The organism is Sphingomonas sp. 37zxx, assembly GCF_000786205.1.
GTDB lineage: Bacteria > Pseudomonadota > Alphaproteobacteria > Sphingomonadales > Sphingomonadaceae > Sphingomonas.
Genome location: NZ_JROH01000039.1, coordinates 1 through 22,813 on the forward strand (window position 1 = coordinate 1; position 22,813 = coordinate 22,813).

Here is a 22,813-nt window from a genome sequence, read left to right on the forward strand (position 1 = left end):
AGCCAAGCCCTTTTTCAGCAGCCTGTTAATCGCTCGGGTACCACGGGCTTTTTTCGCCGGCGGTATGACGTTAAATATGACGTTGCAGCCCCTTATGGCTCGGTCAACTATCGCTTCGGTAAAATCGCCATCGGTGCGAGTGTGCGCTATGACATCGGGCAGGTTCGTGGTCAGACATTCGGCGCAGACCTTGGCGGCGGTAGGCCCGGTATCCAGTCGGTCGACTTCAACGGCAATGGTACCATATCCATTCCCGAGTCGAGGACAGCTTTCACGCCGCTCGCTCGGCCTGGCCCAGTAGACTATAGCTACAAATACATAAGCTATTCGACAGGCATCAACTACCGTGTGTCAGAGCCATTCGCGATGTTCGTCCGCTACAGCCGTGGTGCCCGCGCCAACGCCGACAAGGTATTGTTCTCAAACAAAGTCAGCGTCACCGACGGCAGCATGCCGGATTCCGCAGACGGCTATGACATCGTAAAGCAGCTGGAGGGAGGATTTAAATATCGCGACAACGGTTTGACCGTCAATGTTACCGCCTTTCTGGCCAACACCGAAGATACCAATGTTCAGGCAGGCGCTATCACGACCGATCGCGACTATCGGGCATATGGCGTCGAATCGGAAGCAGGCTATCGTTATGGTCCATTCAGCCTGACTGGGGGCGTGACCTATACCAAAGCAACGCTAGTGAACGACGATCTCAATCCTGCGGTCGCTGGTATGGCACCGCGCCGCCAGCCTGACTTCATATTTCAGGCGATGCCACAATTTGAGGTAAAAAAGTTTACGATTGGGGCGAACTTCACCGGAACAACGAGCAGCTATACGCAGGACATGAATAATTTGCGGCTGCCTGGATATACAATCGTCAACGGCTTTTTGCAGTTCCGCCCGATCGAGCGGGTGCAGTTGATGCTCGATGCAAACAACTTGTTCGACAAGCTTGCGTTTTTCGAAATAACACAAGCGTCTATCCCGGCATCAGGCGTCGGCGTCGGTCGCGCGGTAAACGGTCGCACGGTCACGGCGTCGCTTCGTCTGGATTTTTGACGGCCTGGTTTTCAATTGGCAGGGGCATCGACGGAAGCTCAAGGCGGATCAGTCGGCCAACTAAAGAGCGCCGCTCGCGAGCGCTTATCCAACCGAAAAGGTCTTAATATACGATCGCCTCCGCCCTTCGTGCCGAAGGGGGAGGCGATCGCTGGAAATCCTGGTGCGCCCGGAACGATTCGAACGTCCGACCCTCAGATTCGTAGTCTGATGCTCTATCCAGCTGAGCTACGGGCGCTTGGGAGAGGCGCTCATATAAGGGGTTTGCTGACCGCGCAACCCCGTTGCGTCGCTTTTCTTGCGCGCATACAGCCTTGATGATGCAAAAACGTATTTTTCTCGTCGCGCTGGGCTCCCTGCTGGGGGCATGTGCCGCGCCTGATGGTGACTATCCGTCGCTATTGCCCAGGCCGATCGAGCAAGAAAGCTTCGCCGAACCCGCCCGCCCCGAGCCCGAAGCGTCCGCCGACCCGGCGTTGGAGGTAAAAGTCGCTGAACAGGCGGCTGCGCTTGCCAGCGCCGCGACCGCCTTCGACCGTGCGGCTGCCGAGGCCGACTCGCTCAGCCGCGCCGCGCGCGGTTCATCGGCCGGCTCGGAGTCCTGGATCGCGGCGCAAGTCGCGCTCAGCGGCCTCGACGCGATGCGAAGCGCAACCGCCGAAACGCTTGCCGATATAGAGCGACTCGCGATCGACCGGGCGGCGCAGGGCGTTCCCACCTATCCCGAGCTACAGCGGCTGCTCGAGCGCGCCGAATTGCAGAACCGGACGCAGATCGAGCGGATCGACGCGATCGAACGCAACGTCGCGCCAGCGGCCTGAACCAGGCGCGACCTGCGGCACTCTCCCTCGTCTCAAAACTCGTCCAACGGGCTCCGTATGACCGGCACGATCGAGGCGTAATCATCGGTCCAAGGCTCGACCTTGCGGTTCGACCGGATCTCCTCCCAATCCCCAGCGCGCGCCGCCAATGCCGCCAGCGTACCGGGATCGCGTGACAGCGCGATCCAGTCGGACTGAGTCGCCTCCGAATTATCGGCAGCCCCCGGGCTGTACGACAGCTTGGCACCAAACCAGCCGCCGCCCTTCACCGTTGCGAACACCACCGGCTCCAGATCGAGGAACCGATTCGAGATATGCACCAGCAACAATCCCTTGGGGGCCAGCACCCGCGAATAGGTGGCAAACGCCTCGCGCGTCATCAGGTGCATCGGGACCGCGTCGGATGAAAAAGCGTCGAGCACCAGCAAGTCGAGGCTGCCGGGCCGCTGCGCCGCCAGCGACAGGCGGGCATCGCCCAGCACGATGTCGGCCTGGGGCAAGCAATCGCTCAGGAAGGTGAATTTCTGCGAATCGCGCGCCATGCGGATCACGGTCGGGTCGATTTCATAGAATCGCCACGCCTGACCGGGCTTGGCGTAGCAGGCCAGCGTCCCGGTCCCCAGCCCGACCGCGCCCACGCGCGCGCCCGGCCCATATAGCGCGCCCAGCGCCTGCATCGCCAAGCCAACGCCCGAACCCGGCATGTAATAGCTGGTCGGCGTACGTCGCATGGCGGCGTCGCCTAGAAACTGGGTGCCGTGCAGCGTCGTGCCGTGCGCCAGTGTGCGAATCCCCTCGGCGGGATAATCGCGGATCGTATAGACGCCGAAATAGCTTCGCGTGCGCACGTCGCCCTCGATGCTCAACTGCAACGCGCGATAGCCGCCGAACAGGAACAACGCCCCCGCCAGCACCACGACAAAGGGGATTCGCGTGCCGATCGTCACCAGCCCCAATATCGACAGCGCCAGAAAGCCGATATTCTCATGCCTTGGCCCCAGCAGGTTGCCGGGATTGAACAACCCGACATTGACGATGATCGCCACCAGCGCGACGACCGCCGCAGTCCTAATCCAGAGTGCGGCGCGATCGCCCTCCCACAGCCGGCCGATCACCGGCACCAGGAATGCGCGCGGTGCCAGCATCCCCGCCGCCAGGATCAGGATCGGATATTCATAGGTCCAATCGAATATCACCGGCGCGATCAGCCCGGCGAAAACCCCGCCCAAGGCACCGCCGATCGACATCGCCAGATAGAAACTCGTCAGCCGATCCGGCTCGGGCCGAAGCCTATACATCTGCGTGTGCAGCGCCACCGCCACCATGAACAGCAACAGCAGCGCCAGCAGCGCGTTGAGGAACGGATAATCATGGCTGCCGCCGATCATCGTACCGCCGAACATCAGCACCGCCAGCGGCGCGACTACTGTCAACATATCCGCCAGCCGCCGCCCGGTCGCGAACGCCACGGTGAAGCTGAGCAGATACAGCCCCAGCGGCAACACCCATAGCAGCGGCACCGCGACGATATCGGTGGTCAGATAGGTCGATGTCGCCAGCATCAGTCCCGACGGCACAAAGGCCAGCACCACCCAATGCGCGAAGCGTCGCGCGCCGGGCTTCGCGCTGGTCGGCAGCGCCGCCACCGCCGCCGCACCGCGCGGCAGCTTCCACGCGCATAATGCGACCAGCACGCAGAGCAGCGCATAGCCCGCGCTCCACAACAGGCTCTGGCTCGACAGCGCCATGCTCGGCTCGACCACCAGCGGATAGGCGATCAGCCCGCCAAAGCTGCCGACGTTCGACGCGGCATAGAGCGCGTAAGGATTCTGCGCCGGTGCCGAAGCTGCAAACCAGCGTTGCAACAAGGGTGCCTGCGCCGACACCGCAAAGAATAGCGGCCCGATCGACGCGCCCAGCAACCAGGGCACCCAGATCGCCGGTTCGGCATCGGGCGGCGGGTTTGCCTGAATCAGCCCGATCGGCAGCCACAGGGCCGCGACCGCCAATACACCCAGATGGATCATCGCCTGCCGCTTGACGCTGACCCGCCCCAGCCAATGGGCATAGGCATAGCCACCCAGCAGCAGCGCCTGATACACCAGCATCGCCGAATTCCACACCGCCGGTGCGCCGCCGAGCCGTGGCAGCGCCATCCGCGCGATCATCGGCTGCACCAGGAACAGCAGGAAGGACCCGGTGAGGATCGCGACGACGAACAGCGATCGGGCGCTGGTTCGCGATGAAAGGTCCGGACCCGCCGCAGCGACATCCCCGACAGGTTCGGTGGTCATGACCAGGTGTTTTAGCGATGCCGCCGGGATATAAAAGGCTTAGCCACCCCGTTGGATCGCATAGACAATCATCGCGCCGATCGGGTCGCCGGGATAATTGGGATGCTGAAAATCCAGATCGGCCCGCCGTGTCATCCCCAGCCGCCGCATCAGCCCCCACGACCGGTCATTGGCCGCACTGGTCCACGCCGCGATGCTGGCGCGCTGCGTATTGGCCCAGGCCCAGGCGATGCTCGCCTCCGCCGCCTCGCGCGCGATCCCCTGCCCCCAATATGCCTCGCCGATCCGCCAGCCGATTTCGAGCACATCTGGCACCGGTGTTCCGGAATAGCCGCTGCACCGCACGCCGCATACGCCGGCCAGATCGCCACCGCGCGTCTCCACCGCCCACATGCAATGCCCATCACGCGCCTGGTTCGCGATTTCGCGGTCGATGATCGCGTCTATCTTCGCGCGCGGCTGCACCCCGCCGAAATGCGTCATCATTACCGGGGTGTTGACGATCGCGGCAAAGCCCGGCTTGTCGCCCTCGCGCCAGGGCCGCAGGCGCAGGCGATCAGTCTCGATCATCGGCCCAGCAAGCGCGCCGCCAGCGGTGCATGATAGCTCAGCACCCCCGAACATCCCGCCCGCTTGAACGCCATCAGCGTCTCGATCACCAGCGTGTCGCGATCCCCAGCGCCCGCCGCCGCCGCCGCCTCGATCATCGCATATTCGCCCGAAACTTGATAAGCGAATACAGGCACTTCGAAGCGCTCCTTCACTCGGCGAACGATGTCGAGATAAGGCAGCCCTGGCTTGACCATCACGCTGTCGGCCCCCTCGTCCAGATCGGCGGCGACTTCGCGCAGCGCCTCCTCGGCATTGGCGGGGTCCATCTGATAGGTTTTCTTGTCGCCCTTCAGCCGCCCGCGCGATCCCACCGCATCGCGGAACGGCCCGTAAAAGCCGCTCGCATATTTGGCGGCATAGGCCATGATCTGGACATTGTGGTGCCCTGCTTCTTCGAGCGCCATGCGGATCAGCCCGACCCGCCCGTCCATCATGTCGCTGGGCGCGACGATGTCGGCCCCGGCATCGGCCTGCGCCACCGCCTGGCGCGCCAGCACTTCGGCGGTGGCGTCGTTCAGCACATAGCCCTTGTCATCGGTCAGCCCGTCATGCCCGTGGCTGGTATAGGGATCGAGCGCGACATCGGTGAGCACCCCGATCTCGGGCACCGAATCCTTGATCGCGCGGATCGCGCTGCACATCAGATTGCCCGGATTAAACGCCTCGGCCCCGTCATCGGTGCGCAGATGCTCAGGCGTATTGGGGAACAGCGCAATCGCCGGAATACCCAGATCCCGGGCCTCGCGCGCCCGCGCGACGATCTGCGCGATCGACCAGCGCGAGACACCAGGCAGGCTGGCGATCGGCTCTTCGGCATCACCCGCGGTGACGAACAACGGCCAGATCAGATCGGCGGGGGTAAGCACCGTCTCGGCATGCAGCGCGCGGCTCCACGCAGCGATACGAGGACGACGAAGGCGAAGCGCTGGATAGGAAGACATGGGGCAGAGTTTTGGGCGAACCCTGCCCCGAACGCAACCTTATCCCAGCCGGGCCAGCGCCGCCCCCAGCCGCTCTGACTCGGCCGCCTTTTCGGCATGATCCGCCCGCGCCTTCTCGACCGCCTCAGGCTTGGCCCGCTCGACAAAGCTAGCGTTCGACAGCCGCCCGGCTAGCGCATCGCGCTCCTTTTCGGCGGCCGCAATCGCCTTGGTCAAGCGCGCCCGCTCGGCATCGAGGTCGATGACGCCTTCGAGCGGCAGGACATAGGTCGCGGCATCGACCACCACCTGCAACGCCCCGCCCGCGCCGGCATCCCCCTCGGCAAGGTCGACCCGCGCCAGGCGTGCGATCACGCCGTGCTGCCGATCGAGCCGTGCCATCGTCGTCGCATCGGCATCGCGCACATATAGCGGCAACCGCGCGCCCGGCGGCACATTCAGCTCGGTCCGCGCGCCGCGCACTTCACTCACCAGCCGGATCAGCCAGTCGATCTCCGCCCGCGCCACCGGATCGAGCGCGCGCGCATCGGGCATCGGCCATTTCGCGACGATCAGGTCATACTCGCGCTCGCCCAGCGCATGCCACAGTTCCTCGGTCAGGAACGGCATGAACGGGTGGAGCATCACCAATATCTGGTCGAGCACCCAACCCGCGACCACCTTCGATTCATCATCGACGACGCCGCGCTCGTCGCCCACCATCGCGGGCTTGATCAGTTCGAGATACCAGTCGCAGAACCGGCTCCACGCGAATTGATACACGGTGTTGGCAGCGGCATCGAAGCGCAATTCGGCCAGCGCCAGATCGAGCGCCTGCACCGTCTCCACCGTTTCGGCGATGATCCAGCGATTGACCGCCAGATCGGCGGCGGGCGGCTCGATCGTCTTCGACGCGCCGATGCCGTTGGCCATCGCAAAGCGCGTGGCGTTCCACAGCTTGGTCGCGAAGTTGCGATAGCCCTCGACGCGCTTCTCATCCATCTTGATGTCGCGGCCCTGGCTCTCCATCGCCGCCATGAAGAAGCGCAGCGCATCGGCACCATATTTGTCGATCAGCCCCAGCGGATCGACGGTGTTGCCCTTCGACTTCGACATCTTCGCGCCATCGGCTGCGCGGACAAGACCGTGCAGATACAAGGTCTTGAACGGCACTTCTTGCATGAAGTGCAAGCCCTGCATCAGCATCCGCGCATCCCAGAAGAACAGGATGTCGAAGCCCGAGATGAGCACGTCATTGGGATAACGCCCGCCAAGCATCTCCCCCCTCCCGCTCGCGGGAGGAGACTGTTCCGGCCAACCCAAGGTAGCAAACGGCCATAAGGCACTGGAAAACCACGTATCAAGCACGTCAGGGTCGCGCCATAGCCACTCGGTATCATCTTTGTCCGAAATCAAAACTGGGTCACCGGCGGAATTGGTTATATTATCTCTGAATTGATTGCGAAACGCTGACCTTGCGGCCTGATCAGGCCCCTCGACAAACTCGATGCGAGTAATGCGCGGATTCTTTTGATTGTAATAGGCCAGCGCCAGCTTTTCTGCGCCCTCTTCGGTCTCAGCAACAAAAGGCCTACTTCCGGATTGAGGCCGGCTTGGATCCTCAAAGTTCGCAAATTCGCCAGGTCCATCGTAATCTGGCCCATACCAAGCCGGGATCCGGTGCCCCCACCACAACTGCCGCGACACACACCACGGCTGGATGTTCTCCATCCAATTGAAGTACGTCTTCTCCCACGACTTGGGCACGATCTTCACCGCCCCCGATCGCACCGCCTCGATCGCCGGCTTGGCCAGCGTCGCTGCATCGACATACCATTGGTCGGTCAGCCACGGCTCGATCACCGCGCCCGAACGATCGCCGAACGGGGTCTGGATCGTCCGCGGTTCGGCGTCGTGCTCCACCCCTTCCTTGTCGACATGCGGGATTAGGAAGCCTTCGTCCTTCAGCCGCGCGACCACTGCCTTGCGCGCCTCGGCGGTCGTCAGCCCCAGCAGCTCCTCGGGGATCAGGCCATCGGACACCTGCACCACCCGCGCCTTGGCATCGAGCATGTTGAGCATCGCGCCAGCCGCGATCCCCGCGCGCTTGCCGACCTCGAAATCGTTGAAGTCATGGCCCGGCGTGATCTTTACCGCGCCCGAACCCAATGCCGGATCGGCATGGTCGTCGGTGATGATCGGGATCAGCCGCCCGGTGATCGGCAGCCGCACCTGCTTGCCCACCGGCGCGGTATAGCGTTCGTCGGCGGCGTTCACCGCCACCGCCATGTCGGCGAGCATCGTCTCGGGCCGCGTCGTCGCGACCTCGATGAAGCCCGATGCGTCGGCAAGCGGATAGCGCAGATGCCAGAAGCTGCCCTTGATCTCGCGCGTCTCGACCTCGAGGTCGCTGATCGCGGTGCCAAGGCCCGGATCCCAGTTCACCAGCCTTTTGTCGCGATAGATCAGCCCTTCACGGTGCAGTTCGACGAACACCTTGAGGACGGCCTTCGAAAAGCCAGGGTCCATCGTAAAGCGTTCGTTTTCCCAATCCATCGAACAGCCAAGGCGGCGAAGCTGCTGCGTGATCTCGCCACCGCTTTCTTCCTTCCACTCCCACACCTTCGCGACGAAATCCTCGCGGCTGAAATCGGTGCGCTTCTGCTGCTTGAGCCCCATCTGGCGCTCGACCACCATCTGTGTCGCAATGCCGGCATGGTCGGTGCCCACCACCCAGCGCGCGTCCTTGCCCTGCAATCGCGCGTGGCGGACCAATATGTCCTGCAAGGTATTGTCGAGCGCATGGCCGATATGCAGCGATCCCGTCACATTGGGCGGCGGGTTCACGATCGTCCAGGGCTCAGCGCCGGGGCGTTCGGGGCGGAACTGGCCCTTGGCTTCCCAATGGGCATACCAGCGCGCTTCGATGGCGGCGGGGTCGAAGGTCTTGGGCAATTCGGTCATGCATCGGGCAATACCGACGCAAATTATTGGTGCAACCCGTCAGGTGACCCCGTTCGGCCCATCGAGCAACTGGCGAACCCGCTGCGACAGGTCGGCGACTTGCGGCTGATCCTCGACCATCAGGATATGCTGCCCCTCGCCGCGCGAATGCGCCACCGGCTGGCGGGTTTGCTCGACCATGCCCTTGGATCGCGGAAACAGCAGGGTGAAGGTGACACCACCGCCCGCGCGGTTCGTCGCCGCCACCGCGCCGCCCGACTGGCGCATAAAGCCATAGGCCATCGACAGGCCCAGCCCGGTGCCCTTGCCCACGCCCTTGCCCGCGCCCTTGGTCGAGAAGAAGGGGTCGAAAATCTTAGTCAGGCTGGACGGATCCTCGGCCTCCTTGCGGCGCGAAATATCGAGCTGGCTGGCGAAGAAATATTTGAGTTCGCCCGATTCGTCGTACACCGGTGAAATGAACAGCGCGTTCCAAATGGTCGATCCGTTTTTGCGATAATTCAGAATCTCGATCGCGACTTCTTCGCGCCGCTCGATCGCAGCGCGAATCTGGTCGACCAGCGTGCGATCGGTCTCTGACCCTTGCAGAAACCGGCAATTCTTGCCGATGATTTCGTTGGCTGAATAGCCGGTCATCCGAATGAACGCGGCGTTACAAAAGATGATCGGATTATCAGGCTGGCTTGGGTCGGTCACCACCATCGGCATCCGCGTGTTTTCCACCGCCGCGAAGAAAATGTCGTGCTGCGCATTGCCGGGGCTACATCTGTCGCGGATCGATGGTGCCGGCGGGATGTTGCCGCCCGCACCGTTGTCGAAATCATGCCCGGTTTAGTCGAAATTATGCGTCATCCTTGCAGAAACTGCAAAGATACCAAAAGGTTTCGCGTCAGTAGATCAATCGTTACGCCCGGTGATCCGCGCGATCTCACGCGCGACAATGGTCTCGACGATTCGCGGCAGATTGGCGTCGAGCCACGCGCTCATCATCGGCTTGAGCATCTCGCGGACCAGCCCTTCGAGCGAGTCATTGCCCGCGACACCCGGCTTGACGATCAACCGCGACAAGGCATCGATTTGCCCGCGCGTCGCCTCGGCGGTGCGTGCCGACAGGATCGCCTCGGTCACTTGGGGCTTTTCCTCGGCTACCGGCTCGGGGGCCGGTGGACGTGGCGGAACAGGCGGTTCAGCGCGCGGCGACGGCACCGGGTGATCGAGTTCGAGCACGGTGTCGCCATCATCGTCGTCGATCGATGCGTCGTACATCGGCTCGGGCGGCGGAGCAGCCGGACGACCGATGCGACGCCCGCGAACCGGCGCGCTGCCATCGCCCTCTTCGGCAATGATCCGTTTGATCGAGGACAGGATGTCCTCCATCGATGGTTCGTTGCTCAAATCTCCCATCGGCCGTGCCCCCATCTGCCGCCCCGAACGCTCTTCGTCAGCGTGGCGTAGTGACGTCACCTGCGGGATTTGCCCGGTCGGTGTCAACGGGGCGTTGCAGTTCGGGCTCAAGTGTTCGGGTAACCACCGGGGTCTGCGCCTCGACATCGACGGTGCGCGTGCCCACCGGACGCGGCGTGGGGTCCGAATCCCAATCGATCCAGCGCTTGTCGACCCGTTCGTAATTGGTCAGCGGATCGTACAGCGCGCCGCCGTCCAGCCCCAGATCACTGGCCTCGGCACGCCCCATCGCCGCTAGCAGCGCAAAGCCCGCGACATAGGCATCACGCCGTGCGGTCACGAGCTGCACCTGGCTGTTCAACAACTCCTGTTCGGCGTTCAGGATTTCGATGATCGTCCGGTTGCCAACGCTGTTCTCGGCACGGACGCCTTCGAGCGAAAAGCGATTGGCATCCACCGCCGCTTCCGACGCCTCGATCACCCGCAATGCCGATTGCCAGGTGGCAAAGGCACTCCGCGCCTGCGCGATGACGTTGCGCTCGGTTGCGGTCACCTGCTCGATCGCCACGCCCTGCCGCGCCTGCGCCTGTCGCACCTGGGCTGCCGGTCGTCCGCCCTGATATAGCGGCACGGTAAAGCCCAGGCCCGCCTGCGCCGCGGTACCGGTCTGTGGCACCGCAGCGCCGAACTGCGTCCCATTCAATGTGCCAAGATAGTTGAAGTAGTTGCCGCCAGCGACCAGGTCCACTTGCGGCAGCTTTGCCGCCCGAGCGGTGCTGACGTCGATCCGCGCCGCATCGCGATTGCGCTCAGCGGCCTGCAATGCCGGATTATTGTTGAGCGCAGTGACCACTGCCGCTTGCGGGTCGTCCGGCAGGTTCGGCAGCACCGGCGGCGGTGCAAGCGATGCCGGCGCGCTGCCGACAATGGCGATGTAGTTTTCGCGACTGCCGATCAGCGCCGCCTCGGCCTGCCGCAGCTGCCCGCGCGCGACCGCCAGCCGTGCTTCGGACTGGGCGACATCGGTGCGGGTGACATCCCCCACTTCAAACCGGTCGCTGGTCGCCCGCAGGTTGATGTCGAGGCCGCGCACATTCTGCTGGTTCAGCTGAACGATCGCCTCGTCGCGGATCACGTCGTTATACGCCGCGACGACGTTGGTGAACAAATTGGCTTCGGCGCTTCGCAAATTGGCGCGCCCGGCCATCACCCGCGTCTTGGCGGCGGCAACCGAGTTCCGCACCCGGCCGCCCTGAAAAATCGGATAGCTGGCGTTCAGATTCGCAACAAGCGCGCGGTCGGGTTGCAGAAAAGCGTTCGCTCCCTGCACGATGTTTTCGACGAAATTGCCCTGCACGCCAAGCTGCGGCAAGGCATCGGCGCGCGCCAGCGGCACCCCCTCATCGGTCGCCCGCAAATTGGCGCGCTCGCCGGCAAGGCTCGGATTCTCGTTATAGGCCTGTACCAGCGCCTCGCGCAGCGTCTGCGCCTGCGCCTGCGCTCCGCTGGCCAATGCCATCCCGCCGACGGTCAACGCCAGCGCTGCTTTCCACCCCCCCCGCACGAAGCTAAAACCGAAAGCTTGTCGGGCGCGCGAAGCCGGGCAGCACCACACAATCAATATCGGCAAAGTCGAACAGCCCAAAGCCACCCGCAGTCCGACGGCCCGCCGCCAGCCGCGTAACCCCGTGATCGACCACGCCCGAAACCACTCGACCTTCGGGCCGCAATTGATCGATCACTTCGCCTGAAATTTCCTCGACGGCGCCATCGATCACGATCACGTCATAGGGCGCGCCGCTCGACCAGCCGGCATGCAAAGGCGCTTCGACCAGTTCGACTCCCTCGACCCCGGCCAGCGCCTCGCGCGCCTGGGCGGCCAGCAACGGATCGCTCTCCAGCGCAACAACCTCGCAAGCCAATCGCGCCAACACGGCAGCGGTATAGCCACCCGTCGCCCCGATCAGCAGCACACGCTCACCGGCTGCAATGCGCGCCTCGTTCAGCAGCCGGGCAGTTGCCAGCGGCGTGTTCTGCTGGCGATCCGGCGTCAGCGCGATCATTGTGTCGCGATAAGCCATGCTCCGCACTTCCGGCGGCAGGAAATTCTCCCGCGGCACGTCGGCCATCGCCGCGATGATCCTGGCATCGCTGACACCGCTGGTCCGTAATTGGCTGACAACCATCGCGTGGCGAGCAACGGCTGCCCCGGTGAGTTCGTCGTTCGATGCGCCCTGGGCGGCGCGGCTCATGAGGTTCGTCATCATATCAACCCTGTTCGCACAACCGTGTTAGCCGTGCAATACACTTATTGCCCGCTGTGGCTTCTTATCGCGCGCTTTGTTCGCCGCCAAGCACTACCCAGCGTAAAAGCCACCCCCAAGCCGCCGCATGCCATTGACAAGTCGCTCGCATCGACGCATTTCGCGCGGCTCCGGCCCGATGGCGGAGTGGTTACGTAGAGGACTGCAAATCCTCGCACGCCGGTTCGATTCCGGCTCGGGCCTCCATCATTATATCCATTTTCGCGCTAAGCCGCTCATTCTGCAGAATGAGCGGCGCGAGTTTCCGCTCCTGTGAACCCGCTGCCGACATGGACAATTGGCCGACCACGCGGCCCATGCCGCCGCCCCGGGACATCGAAAGTGACCTCGGCAAAAGCGGCCGAACCTCAATCTGATAAGTGGAAATAGCCCTCAGCCGACGCCGGCAGGCCGTAATGGCGGATTGGCGCTTGCCCGAACGGTGCGCGACAAGGCCGCGATCCTTGCGGTCAGGCCAAAAAGAGAATTCGGACAAAGGCCGAATTGCTTCGCTCACAGCGACCAATCATCTAGCATGAACCGTCCGGCCGGTGGCTGCTTCGCCACCGACCGGTTTGTGTCGCCATCAGAACTCGGCGGTCGCCCCGAAGAAGAAGCTGCGCCCGGCCACGTCGTAGACACCGGGATACGTATTCCCGTTGCCGAACGACGACAGCAGGCCCGCCGCGATGGCCGGCGGATCCTTGTCCAGAAGGTTGTTGATCCCTGCCCGCAGCGATACGCCTTCGCTCACGCGCGCCGATAGCGCGAGATCGAAATAGTCATAAGACGGGATTTGCGCGTTGATGACGTAGGCAGGACCGCGCAAAAACGGATCGGTCGTGTTGTTCGTCAACGAAGTGCCGCCGATATGCCGCCAATTCAGCGAAACGCTCCCGAAATTATCCAGATCGGTCCACGTCAGACGCGCTTGATGCCGCCATTCAGGGCTGGGCTGGCCGCAGGTCGGGCCGAATAGCCCCTTGCAATCATAGCTGCCAAGGCCGGGCAAGGGCTGGTTCTCCAGCTTTTCCAGCCACGTGCCGACCATTGCGACATCGAACCGACCGATGCCGGTCGGCTGCGCGAAGTTCAAGCCGAAGTCGACGCCCGATGTCGATAGTGCGCCGGTGTTCTGCGTGGTCGAAATCACATAGCCTTGCTCGCCAAACAATACGCCGGATCGCGGGTCACGCTTGAAGAGATTACAGAAGAACGGATCGCCCGTTGTCACGCATTGGCTGACCGTCAAAGACGCGGGTATCGAGCTGATATAGTCCTTTACCCTGATGTTGAAATAATCGACCGAGAGCGAAAGGCGGCGAAGGAAGCGCGGCGACAGCACGACGCCTGCGGTATAGGTGTCTGCTTCCTCGGGCTTGAGCGCCGGATTGCCACCGCCCTGTGCGCTACATACGTCGGTAGGACACTCGATGATCCGGCCATATTGTGCGGCGGTGACGCCGGTAAGCGCGCAACGCGCGGCGCTGGCGGTGGGGGTTGCGCCACTGCACGGATCCTGTGCCGCGACATTGCCGATGCTTTGCGCCTGAAACAGCTCGGAAATATTCGGTGCTCGGATCGCGCGATTGTAACTGCCACGCAACCGGATGTCCTCGATCGGTGCCCAGGACAGTTCGCCCTTGTACGTCGATATCCCTTCGGGGTTGGTGCTGTATTTCGAATAACGATAGCCGCCGGTCAGCGTCAGTTCCTTGGCAAATGGCACGTCTTCGAAAATCGGAACGCGCAGCTCGCCGAAATATTCGGTGACGTTGAAGCGGCCATCGGCCTCCCTGGTGCCTTTTTGTTGCGCAAGCGCATCGGCGCGGAACTCCAAAGTCTCGCGGCGATGTTCGACGCCAACCACGAAACCAACGCCTTGCTCCGCCCAGGGGCTGCCGATGCCATAGGACGTCAAATCACCCGAGACCGAGCCGGTGACCACCGACTCTTGATCGAGACCGCGAGTGAAGGTCGGGCTATAGATATAGGCCAGCGAAGCATCGCTGAGATTGTTATACTGGAACACGTTGAGCGGGACACAAGCCGGATCGGTGCCGTCGATCACGGATTTACAGGTTGGTACGCCATTGCGATTGACGACCTGAAGGGCGCGATTGGCGCGGGTTGGGTCAATGTCGTTCTGATAGTTCTCGGCGAAGATTACTTTTGAGAACAACGCATTGATGTCATAGCGAAAACCCTCAGCGATGGCTCCACGCACGCCGCCGGTCACGCGATAATCGGTATGGCGCAGATCATCGCGGCGCGGCCGCGCATTGCCAGCGACCGGGCGATAGCCGATGAACAAATCCTGGGTGACTGCGGCATTGCCGACATCGGCACCGCACAGCAAATTCCCCTGTTGCGCGCTCATAAGGGGGTTATCGCAATTGATGCGATAGGTCGTGCCCTGAAACAAAGCCGATGGCGCAACCTGAGAATTGGTGTGATCGTCCATGAACATGAAGCTGCCATACAGCTCGACCGCAGGGGTCACTTCATAATGGGCAAACGCGCCTGCAGTATATCGCGTATCATTGCGCTGAAAGAAATTCAGCGGGGCATAATTATAGCGAAAACTTGCGTCATAGGGCACCCATGTGCTCTGACCGTTCCGCGTGTTGTTGAACCGCTGACCGGCATTCGGTCCAGTCAATGGCTGAAACAAGCCGTATTCATTGTTGCTTGAGCCGCCGCAAGTGAAACCGGCGTTCGCGACGCCCCCGACTGTTGCAGGATCGAGCGCACAGGCCGAGACGTCGCGATTGCCTTGCATGATGGGGCGAACGTCACGATACCCAAAATAGGCGGTTACATTGCCGCGCCCCTCGGGGAAGTTCGCCCCGAAGGCGATATTGGCGTCGAAGCGCTGGCCATCGACCGGCGATGACGAAGCGTTCTGGTAGCCATTGGCCGAAATGAGCGCACGGCGGGCGGTGTTGTCGTTCTGGTGGTTCGAGAAACCATATTGAACGTCTGCGCGCACCCCATTCAGGTTGTCGCGCAGGATGAAGTTGACCACGCCCGAGATCGCATCCGATCCATAGACTGCGGACGCGCCGCCGGTCACCACGTCGATACGCTCTACCAGTGCCGCCGGAATAAAGTTCAGATCGGTTGCCTGAACCGGCAGCAGGCGCTGGCCGTTTATCAGCACAAGGTTACGGTTACTGCCTAGATTGCGCAGGTTCAACCTGGCCGTACCATCCGAACCGTTGGAGACGTTTTCGTTCGCATCTGCCTGCACCTGCGGCAGACGGTTCAAAACGCTTTCGATATTCGTCGCGCCCTGAAGACGGATTTCAGCCGCATCAATGGTGGTGATCGGGCTGTTACTTTTGACGCCTGGTTGCCAGATGCGTGAGCCGGTGACGGTTATGGTGCCGACATCAGCGTCGGCCTCGGCGCTCTTCACCACCGCTTCGGGCGCAGTCTGGGCCATCGCCGGCACGGCGAGGGAGGCCGAAAGTGCAGCTACCCCTGCGGAACATAGCCAATTCGAATTTCGATACGTCATTCCCTGTACTCCCCCGATTTCGGGAGAAGATATATGTTATACGATATTCTCAGGCAACAACTTTATGTGGCCAGAAACCGCTAAAAACGAATTATCTGTCCTTTTAGGCGGGGGTGGCTGCGTTCGAGGCGGCCAGGACTGTCATCGGCTGGACATAATCAAACCCGCCCTGCCACCAACCCCGGCCTGCACGTTACAGGGGCTAGTGCCCCGGAAGCTGGCGCCGCAAATCGACCAATGTCTGCTCGATATGCGCCGCCATGCGAACCGACAGACTTGAAACATCGCGCGCCAGCCAGCACTCCAGCAAATCGGCATGCTCGTCATTCGCACGGCGATCGCGGCCCAGCGGCTCAAGATGCTTGCGCACATAGCGCTCGCTCAACACATGCAGACGTTCGAGCAATTGCAGCGTGATGACCTGACCCGACGGCCGAATCAGGGCAAGATGAAACGCCCGGTTAAATGCGCCGACACCATCGCCATGCGCGTTGGTAACCTCGTCCAGTTTGCCCAGTATCTCGATGGCCTCGCTACGCTGCTGGTCATTGGCCCGGATCGCTGCTGCGGCCACGGCATCGGGCTCGATCTTCAATCGCAGCGCAAACACCTCCTCGGCCTCGGCCCCGGTCAGAGCGCGGACGAAGTATCCACGATTGGCCTGCGACCGCACCAGGCCTTCCTGTTCAAGTCGGCTCAGGGCCTCGCGCAGCGGTATCTTGCTGACGCCCAATTCTGCCGCCAACGCATCCTGCCGGATCGCGCGATCGGGATCGACCGTACCGGCAAGGATCCGGTCGCGGACGAGATCGACAAGCTGATCGGGAAGATTTCGGACGACGATTGCAGTCATAATTCAACCTGGATGCGCGGCATGCGTCGTGTTGATGTGCCGCAGCGATGCCGAAGAAACAACCGCTAGTGGCCGAACCTGCTCAGATTGAACGATGTAATATCCACATTGGACGCTTCACCGCACAACGTCGCCGCCAGTACGTCGCCGGTTGTGGCGGCGAGGGTCAGGCCAAGATGCTGATGCCCAAAGGCATAGGCAATTGTTGGCGCATCGGTGCATCGCCCGATTGCCGGCAGGTAATCCGGCAAGGTCGGCCGCGCGCCCATCCACGGGCGAAGCGGCTCGCAGAATTGGATGCCCAGCGCCGTCAGATGGTTGCGCAGCCGGTCCCATTTACGCGGGTCGGGAGGGCTGTCGAGGCGCGCGAACTCGACGAAACTTGCGGCGCGCAGCGCGCTGGCGAAGCCGGTGACGATCATCGCGCGATCCTCGAATACCACCGGCGGCAGGTTGGCGGGCCAATTGGCCGCCCTGCCCTCGACATGATAGCCCCGTTCGGCAATCAGCGGTGCCGTCACCAACGAAGCCGACGCCGCCCCTGCCGCTGCAACCACGACATCGGCGCGAATTTCGCGACCGCCGTCGATCACGGCGCTGGCGCCAATAGCATCCGACGTCAGCGACTGCACCATTCCCGGTTCAAACTGGCCGCCAAGCGCGACAAAATGCGCCCGCAGCGCCAGTCCCAGCGCCGCAAGATCGGCAATCTGGCCGCTGCCGATACACCGTATCGCACCCGCGATCGGCACCTTCACAAGCGCGGACAGCGCGCCCAGTTCGTCGGCGGTCGCGTCGCGAAAACTTGCCGTTCCCCTATCGCCATTCATCCACGATGCCCGGCCGTGCGCGGCGGTTCTGGCTGTTTCCCACACGATGAAATGACCATCCTCGCGCAGCAGATGCGCCGCCCCCGCTTCGTCGAGCAGTTGCCGCCACGCTGGCAGCGCGGTGGCCAGGATGGTCGAGAGCGCCGCCTTGCCATGCGCGAATTTCGCCGGATGGCTGGCACCGATCAACGCAAGGCCAAAGGGAAGCCATGCCGCGATGTCGCGAAGTGGCAGCGCCAGCGCGCCGCCGCGCTGAAACAGCCGCGCGGGCAAAGCGCGGATCGCCGCGCGCGAGGCGAGTGGCTCGATCTGCTCGATCGCGATATGCCCGGCATTGCCCCAGGATGCACCGCGCCAGGGGCCATCGGGTGCGACGATCGTCGTTGCCACCCCGCGCCGCGCAAGCGCGATGCCGGTGGCCAGACCGATCACCCCGTCACCCGCTACAATCGCAGTGGTTGGCCGTTGCTGCATCGTCATGGCACCAAGCCTATGCTGCCGCCTGACCGGCAAGGCTGCGCGACCGGCCATAGATCAGGTACACCGCTACGCCGATCGCGTTCCACGCCATGAAGCGCACCAGGGTTTGCCCTGGCAGGCTGATCAACAAATAGATGCAGCCAAGGATGGCGAGCGTGCCGACGAGGTAGGGCGCGGGGCACCGAAACACCCGCTTCAGTTCGGGCGCGCGGCGACGCAGAATCATCATGCAGGCCGCTACCGCGATAAACGCCAGCAAGGTGCCGGCATTGGCCAGTTCGGCGATCTCGTCGAGCCGGAAAAAGCCAGCCACAGCGGCGACAAACACCCCGGTCACCAGGGTTACCGTCACGGGGCTGCCGGTCTTTGCCGACACCCGGCTGAGCGAACGCGGCAATAATCCGTCGCGTGACATCACAAAGAATATGCGGCTTTGCCCATACATCATCACAAGGATAACCGACGGCAAGGCGATCAACGCCGCCAGCCCGATCGCCCACGCGGCCACCGGATGCCCAAGCGAGCGCAGCACGAACGCCAGCGGTTCAGCGGACTTGCCGATGTCGAGATAGCTGACGGCACCGATCGCAGCGACCGCCACCGCCATGTAAATGACGGTACAAGCCGCCATCGATCCGATGATGCCGATCGTCAGGTCGCGACCGGGGTTGCGTGCCTCTTCCGCCGACGTCGCGACGGCGTCGAAGCCATAAAAGGCAAAGAACACGATCGCCGCCGCCGCCATCACGCCGCGCGTCGACCCATCCTGAACGGTGCTGGCAAAGCCATAGGGCATGAACGGTTCGAAATTGCCGCTGGAAAACGACGGCAGCGCCAGCGACACGAACAGCGCCAGCGCGGTCATTTTCACGACGACCAGCACGATGTTGAACGTTGCGCTCTCGCGCGTGCCTGCCACCAGCATGCCCGCAATCGCCAGCGCAACCAGCACCGCCGGCAGGTTGATGATGCCGCCGCCATGCGGGCCGGACAACAGCATCGCGGGCAATTCAACACCTAGCGACTGAATCCACCCGACAAGATAGGCCGACCAACCGACTGCCACGGTCGAGCAGGCCAGTGAATATTCGAGGATCAGGCTCCACCCGACGATCCAGGCCAGGCTCTCGCCGATCACCGAATAGGTATAGGTGTAAGCGCTGCCCGCAGTGGGGATCAGCGTTGCCATTTCGGCATAGGCCAGGGCCGCACAGGCGCACACTGCCCCGGCGATGGCAAATGACAGGATCACCGCCGGCCCCGCTCGATCGGCCCCCACGCCGGTCAGCGTGTAGATACCAGTCCCGACAATCGCACCGATGCCAAGCGCAATCAGGTGAGGCCAGCTGAGCGTCTTGCGCAATACCCTGTCCGGATCCGACTCGGCCGCTGCGCCAAAGGGCTTCAACGGCCCCAATATTCCTCGCCCCACAGGCCGCTCCCCCCCACAAAAAATCGGTATCGTCTAAACCACCGTAAACCCGGCCCAGAACGGATCTTCGCGATCGATCCAAATGGTGTTCAACCCCGTGGCGATCGCCGATCCCTCGATAGAGGGAGTGATGCCGGAAACATCGCCGACCATTGCCTCGGCCTCGACCCTGCCGATGAAGCGGCTGCCGATATAGCTTTCGTGAACGAAGCTATCGCCGACCGCCAACCGCCCCGTCGCGACAAGCTGTGCCAGCCGCGCCGAGGTGCCGGTGCCGCAAGGGCTGCGATCGATCGCGCGCTCGCCATAGAATACCGCGTTGCGTCCGTCCGCCCCCTCGCTTTTGGGTCGATCGGCCCACAGCACATGGGTGACGCCTCGAATCGTCGGCTCGATCGGGTGCACCGGTTCATAGACCGAGCGCACCAGCGCACGAACCGTCCGGCTCAACTCGACAATCCGCGCAGCGCCCAGGTCATCGAGCCCGGTATATTCGCCCTGCGGCTCGATGATCGCGTAATAGTTACCGCCATAGGCAATATCGATCGAAAGCGGTCCCAATCCGGGGACTTCGATCTGCAGGCCGCGCATCGCCAGATAGGCGGGAACGTTGCGGATCTTTACCGAGCGCACCCGGTCACCCTCGGCAACATAATCGATGTCGATCGTGCCTGCCGGCACCTCGATCCGCAACTTGCCGGGCACACGCGGCTGAATCAGTCCGTGTTCCAGGCCAAAGGTGATCATGCCGATCGTACCATGGCCGCACATCGGCAAGCAGCCGCTGGTTTCGATGAACAGGATCGCTGCATCCGCATCCGCCGTGCAGGGCGGATATAGAAACCCGCCCGACATCATGTCATGCCCACGCGGTTCAAAGCACAGCCCGGTGCGTATCCAGTCGAACCGCGCCAGGAAATCCTGCCGACGCTCCGCCATCGTGGCGCCGCGCAGCAACGGCGCCCCGCCAGCCACCAGACGAACCGGATTGCCCGCCGTGTGGCCATCAATGCAGAAGAAGCTGTGTCGCATTACGCGGCAACAGCCTCCGCCGCGGCAAGCGAGGGGCGGGTCGCGGCGCATTGCTCGACCATCGCAATCACTTCGGCGCGGCGCGCGCCTTCCAGCGGCAGGCGGGGCAGACGCACCCGTTCGGACCCGCGGCCCATGATCTGCTCGGCCAGCTTGATCGATTGCACCAGGTCATGTTCGGCATCCAGATGCAGCAGCGGCATGAACCAGCGATAGATGTGGCGCGCCGCTTCCCAGTCGCCGCGATAGACGGCGGCGATCAACGCCACCGATTCCTGCGGAAAGGCGCTGGTCAACCCAGACACCCAGCCCGACGCGCCGAGCAACATCCCCTCGAGCGCGACGTCATCAAGGCCGGCCATCACGGTATAACGATCGCCGAAGCGGTTGATGACATCGGTGAAGCGGCGCGGATCGGGCGCGCTTTCCTTGATCGCCACGATGTTCTCGACCGGCCTCAGCAGCTCAAGCGTCGGGAAATCGACCGATACGCGATACGCTGGCGGGTTGTTATACAGCATGATCGGCAGGCTGGTATTTTCGGCCACCGTGCGAAAGTGCGTCGCAAGCTCGTTCGCGGTCGGCACATAGACCATTGCGGGCAGCAGCATCAGCGCGTCGGCACCGATATCTTCCACCTCGCGCGCGAATTGCGCGGCGCGGCGCGTGGTGAATTCGGACACGCCGACGACCAAAGGGACGCGCCCGCCCACCGCCTCGATGCCCGCGCGAAGCACCGCGCGCTTCTCGTCCGCATCCAACGAATTGTTTTCGCCGCAGGTGCCAAGCAAGATCAGGCCATCGACCCCATCATCGACCAAAGCAGCAAAACCGCGTTGCGTCGCGTCGATGTCGATCGAACCGTCGGTCGCGAATTGCGTCGTCGCGGCCGGGTAGACGCCCGTCCACAAAGTCTTCTGCGAAACCACCATTACCTCCTTGGAAATCTGCAATTCGTATACGATATAAAATCCTGAGTGCCAACTCTTTTGAACCGGCTGTGCGGTTTCCCATCGAACAATTACCTATGGGTTTCCGCTTTGCCAGATGGCAATTTTCAAGCAAATGCCGTGCATGCGGTGGAGAAATCGGCATGAACAATAGCATTGGTGGATCGACGATCGGGCGCGAACTTGCCGATATCACACCATGGCCCACCCCCGCGCCAGCCATCAGCCGCGCCGAACGTGATGCGCGGATCGAGCGCGCTCGCAAACTGACGCGCGACACGGGTGCCGACGCCTTGCTGATCGGCGCAGGCGACAGCCTGCGCTATTTCGCTGGCATCGCCTGGGGCTTGAGCGAACGGCTGGTCGCGATGCTGCTGCCGGTAACCGGGCGACCCATCATGATCGCGCCGGCGTTCGAGCTGGGAACGCTCGAGGCTGATCTGGCGATCGACGCCGACATCCGCCTTTGGGAAGAGCATGAAAACCCTGCCCGGCTGATTGCCGACGCCCTGCGCGGCGGTACGCTGGCGATCGATCCCATGCTCCCCTTCATGTTCGCCGAGCGTATTCGCGCGGCTGCGCCAGCGCTGGCACTGCGCGATGCCGCTTCGATCATCGACGGCTGCCGGATGACGAAATCGTCGGCTGAACTGGCGCTGCTGCGCCAGGCCAAGGCAATGACGCTGGAGGTGCAACGCCGCGCGGCACGCATCCTTGCCCCCGGCATGCGCGCATCGCAGGTCCGCCGCTTCATCGATGAAGCGCACCGCGCAATCGGCGCACCCGGCGGCAGTTATTTCTGCGCGGTACAGTTCGGGCGGTCGACCGCCTTTCCCCACGGCCTTCCGGTGGATGACGTGCTGGCCGACGACGATCTGGTGTTGATCGACACAGGATGCCGCGTGGAGGGCTATCATTCCGACATCACCCGAACCTATGCGTTTGGCCGGGTAGACCCCGAACATCGCATGATCTGGGAACTGGAACACGAAGCACAGGCGGCTGCCTTTGCCGCTGTCGAACCGGGGCGCTCGTGCGAATCGATCGACGCGGCGGCGCGCGCGGTGCTTGAGCGGGCGGGCCTTGGGCCGGGCTATCGCCTGCCCGGCCTGCCGCACCGCACCGGCCATGGTATCGGCCTGTCGATCCACGAACCGGCATATCTGGTCAGCGGCGATACGACGCCGCTTGCCCCCGGCATGTGCTTTTCCAACGAACCGATGATCGTCATGCCCGGTCGCTTCGGTATCCGGCTGGAGGACCATTTTCACGTGACCGAGACCGCCGCGCGCTGGTTCACCGAACCACAGCCATCGATCGACCGACCGTTCGCCTGACG

At 62.9% G+C, this 22,813-nt stretch carries 17 protein-coding genes and 2 tRNA genes; 4 read left to right on the forward strand and 15 right to left on the reverse strand.

The window, feature by feature from the left end; genetic code table 11:
- A partial coding sequence (locus QU44_RS13310; protein ID WP_033922799.1) for a TonB-dependent receptor domain-containing protein occupies window positions 1-1,056 on the forward strand: 1,056 nt, incomplete at its 5' end.
- Window positions 1,057-1,217: 161 nt separating this feature from the next.
- Here the strand turns inward: QU44_RS13310 and QU44_RS13315 are convergent.
- Window positions 1,218-1,294 (reverse strand) — tRNA-Arg (locus tag QU44_RS13315).
- 82 nt (window positions 1,295-1,376) lie between these two features.
- On the opposite strand from QU44_RS13315, the gene QU44_RS13320 reads away from it, so the two are divergent.
- Complete coding sequence (locus QU44_RS13320) at window positions 1,377-1,877, forward strand: hypothetical protein (protein WP_033922818.1); 501 nt, start codon at window positions 1,377-1,379, stop codon at window positions 1,875-1,877.
- A 32-nt stretch (window positions 1,878-1,909) separates the two neighbouring features.
- On the opposite strand, the gene QU44_RS13325 is transcribed toward QU44_RS13320, so the two are convergent.
- The 8 genes from QU44_RS13325 to QU44_RS13360 all read right to left on the reverse strand — a co-directional run bounded on the left by QU44_RS13325 (window position 1,910) and on the right by QU44_RS13360 (window position 12,338).
- Complete coding sequence (locus tag QU44_RS13325) at window positions 1,910-4,171, reverse strand: fused MFS/spermidine synthase (RefSeq protein ID WP_197054324.1); 2,262 nt, start codon at window positions 4,169-4,171, stop codon at window positions 1,910-1,912.
- A 39-nt stretch (window positions 4,172-4,210) separates the two neighbouring features.
- Window positions 4,211-4,741 carry a GNAT family N-acetyltransferase gene (locus tag QU44_RS13330; RefSeq protein ID WP_033922800.1) on the reverse strand — a complete coding sequence of 177 codons (531 nt, stop codon included), beginning with the start codon at window positions 4,739-4,741 and terminating at the stop codon, window positions 4,211-4,213.
- The gene (gene hemB, locus QU44_RS13335) at window positions 4,738-5,724 is read right to left on the reverse strand and encodes a porphobilinogen synthase (RefSeq protein WP_033922802.1); all 987 of its coding nucleotides are present in this window, start codon (window positions 5,722-5,724) and stop codon (window positions 4,738-4,740) included. Before hemB ends, QU44_RS13330 begins: the two co-directional genes overlap by 4 nt.
- 39 nt (window positions 5,725-5,763) lie before the next feature.
- Complete coding sequence (locus tag QU44_RS13340; RefSeq protein ID WP_033922805.1) at window positions 5,764-8,667, reverse strand: valine--tRNA ligase; 2,904 nt, start codon at window positions 8,665-8,667, stop codon at window positions 5,764-5,766.
- Between the two features lie 39 nt (window positions 8,668-8,706).
- Window positions 8,707-9,462: a PAS domain-containing protein gene (locus QU44_RS17840; protein WP_081988043.1), complete on the reverse strand. Its 756-nt coding sequence runs from the start codon at window positions 9,460-9,462 to the stop codon at window positions 8,707-8,709.
- A 102-nt stretch (window positions 9,463-9,564) separates the two neighbouring features.
- Window positions 9,565-10,071, reverse strand: a complete 507-nt coding sequence (locus QU44_RS13350) for a DUF2497 domain-containing protein (RefSeq protein ID WP_033922806.1) — start codon at window positions 10,069-10,071, stop codon at window positions 9,565-9,567.
- A gap of 37 nt (window positions 10,072-10,108) precedes the next feature.
- Window positions 10,109-11,590: a TolC family outer membrane protein gene (locus tag QU44_RS13355; protein ID WP_033922821.1), complete on the reverse strand. Its 1,482-nt coding sequence runs from the start codon at window positions 11,588-11,590 to the stop codon at window positions 10,109-10,111.
- A 49-nt stretch (window positions 11,591-11,639) separates the two neighbouring features.
- Window positions 11,640-12,338 (reverse strand): protein-L-isoaspartate O-methyltransferase family protein, encoded by a 699-nt coding sequence (locus tag QU44_RS13360; protein ID WP_033922807.1) that lies wholly within the window; start codon window positions 12,336-12,338, stop codon window positions 11,640-11,642.
- Window positions 12,339-12,507: 169 nt separating this feature from the next.
- On the opposite strand from QU44_RS13360, the gene QU44_RS13365 reads away from it, so the two are divergent.
- Window positions 12,508-12,581: transfer RNA gene (locus QU44_RS13365), tRNA-Cys, on the forward strand.
- 379 nt (window positions 12,582-12,960) lie between these two features.
- Here the strand turns inward: QU44_RS13365 and QU44_RS13370 are convergent.
- The 6 genes from QU44_RS13370 to QU44_RS13395 form a co-directional block, all read right to left on the reverse strand.
- On the reverse strand, window positions 12,961-15,822 hold the full coding sequence (locus tag QU44_RS13370; protein ID WP_231621742.1) for a TonB-dependent receptor domain-containing protein: 2,862 nt from the start codon (window positions 15,820-15,822) through the stop codon (window positions 12,961-12,963).
- A 277-nt stretch (window positions 15,823-16,099) separates the two neighbouring features.
- The gene (locus tag QU44_RS13375) at window positions 16,100-16,750 is read right to left on the reverse strand and encodes a GntR family transcriptional regulator (RefSeq protein ID WP_033922809.1); all 651 of its coding nucleotides are present in this window, start codon (window positions 16,748-16,750) and stop codon (window positions 16,100-16,102) included.
- 65 nt (window positions 16,751-16,815) lie between these two features.
- Entirely contained in the window at window positions 16,816-18,060 is a 1,245-nt protein-coding gene (locus QU44_RS13380; RefSeq protein WP_033922811.1) for an NAD(P)/FAD-dependent oxidoreductase, read from the reverse strand.
- A 10-nt stretch (window positions 18,061-18,070) separates the two neighbouring features.
- Window positions 18,071-19,480, reverse strand: a complete 1,410-nt coding sequence (locus QU44_RS13385; RefSeq protein WP_033922822.1) for an amino acid permease — start codon at window positions 19,478-19,480, stop codon at window positions 18,071-18,073.
- A gap of 45 nt (window positions 19,481-19,525) precedes the next feature.
- Window positions 19,526-20,524: a 4-hydroxyproline epimerase gene (locus QU44_RS13390; protein ID WP_033922812.1), complete on the reverse strand. Its 999-nt coding sequence runs from the start codon at window positions 20,522-20,524 to the stop codon at window positions 19,526-19,528.
- On the reverse strand, window positions 20,524-21,453 hold the full coding sequence (locus QU44_RS13395; RefSeq protein WP_033922823.1) for a dihydrodipicolinate synthase family protein: 930 nt from the start codon (window positions 21,451-21,453) through the stop codon (window positions 20,524-20,526). The genes QU44_RS13390 and QU44_RS13395 overlap by 1 nt, the downstream gene beginning before the upstream one ends.
- Before the next feature lie 164 nt (window positions 21,454-21,617).
- Between QU44_RS13395 and QU44_RS13400 the strand changes: the two genes are divergently transcribed.
- On the forward strand, window positions 21,618-22,811 hold the full coding sequence (locus tag QU44_RS13400) for a M24 family metallopeptidase (RefSeq protein WP_033922814.1): 1,194 nt from the start codon (window positions 21,618-21,620) through the stop codon (window positions 22,809-22,811).
- Window positions 22,812-22,813 lie beyond the last annotated feature (2 nt).

Coding starts and splice junctions, on each gene's coding strand:
- QU44_RS13320 (WP_033922818.1), top strand. CDS start 1,377: ATGCAAAAACGTATTTTTCTCGTCGCGCTGGGCTCCCTGCTGGGGGCA.
- QU44_RS13325 (WP_197054324.1), bottom strand. CDS start 4,171: ATGACCACCGAACCTGTCGGGGATGTCGCTGCGGCGGGTCCGGACCTT.
- QU44_RS13330 (WP_033922800.1), bottom strand. CDS start 4,741: ATGATCGAGACTGATCGCCTGCGCCTGCGGCCCTGGCGCGAGGGCGAC.
- hemB (WP_033922802.1), bottom strand. CDS start 5,724: ATGTCTTCCTATCCAGCGCTTCGCCTTCGTCGTCCTCGTATCGCTGCG.
- QU44_RS13340 (WP_033922805.1), bottom strand. CDS start 8,667: ATGACCGAATTGCCCAAGACCTTCGACCCCGCCGCCATCGAAGCGCGC.
- QU44_RS13350 (WP_033922806.1), bottom strand. CDS start 10,071: ATGGGAGATTTGAGCAACGAACCATCGATGGAGGACATCCTGTCCTCG.
- QU44_RS13355 (WP_033922821.1), bottom strand. CDS start 11,590: ATGGCATTGGCCAGCGGAGCGCAGGCGCAGGCGCAGACGCTGCGCGAG.
- QU44_RS13360 (WP_033922807.1), bottom strand. CDS start 12,338: ATGATGACGAACCTCATGAGCCGCGCCGCCCAGGGCGCATCGAACGAC.
- QU44_RS13370 (WP_231621742.1), bottom strand. CDS start 15,822: ATGGCCCAGACTGCGCCCGAAGCGGTGGTGAAGAGCGCCGAGGCCGAC.
- QU44_RS13375 (WP_033922809.1), bottom strand. CDS start 16,750: ATGACTGCAATCGTCGTCCGAAATCTTCCCGATCAGCTTGTCGATCTC.
- QU44_RS13380 (WP_033922811.1), bottom strand. CDS start 18,060: ATGACGATGCAGCAACGGCCAACCACTGCGATTGTAGCGGGTGACGGG.
- QU44_RS13390 (WP_033922812.1), bottom strand. CDS start 20,524: ATGCGACACAGCTTCTTCTGCATTGATGGCCACACGGCGGGCAATCCG.
- QU44_RS13400 (WP_033922814.1), top strand. CDS start 21,618: ATGAACAATAGCATTGGTGGATCGACGATCGGGCGCGAACTTGCCGAT.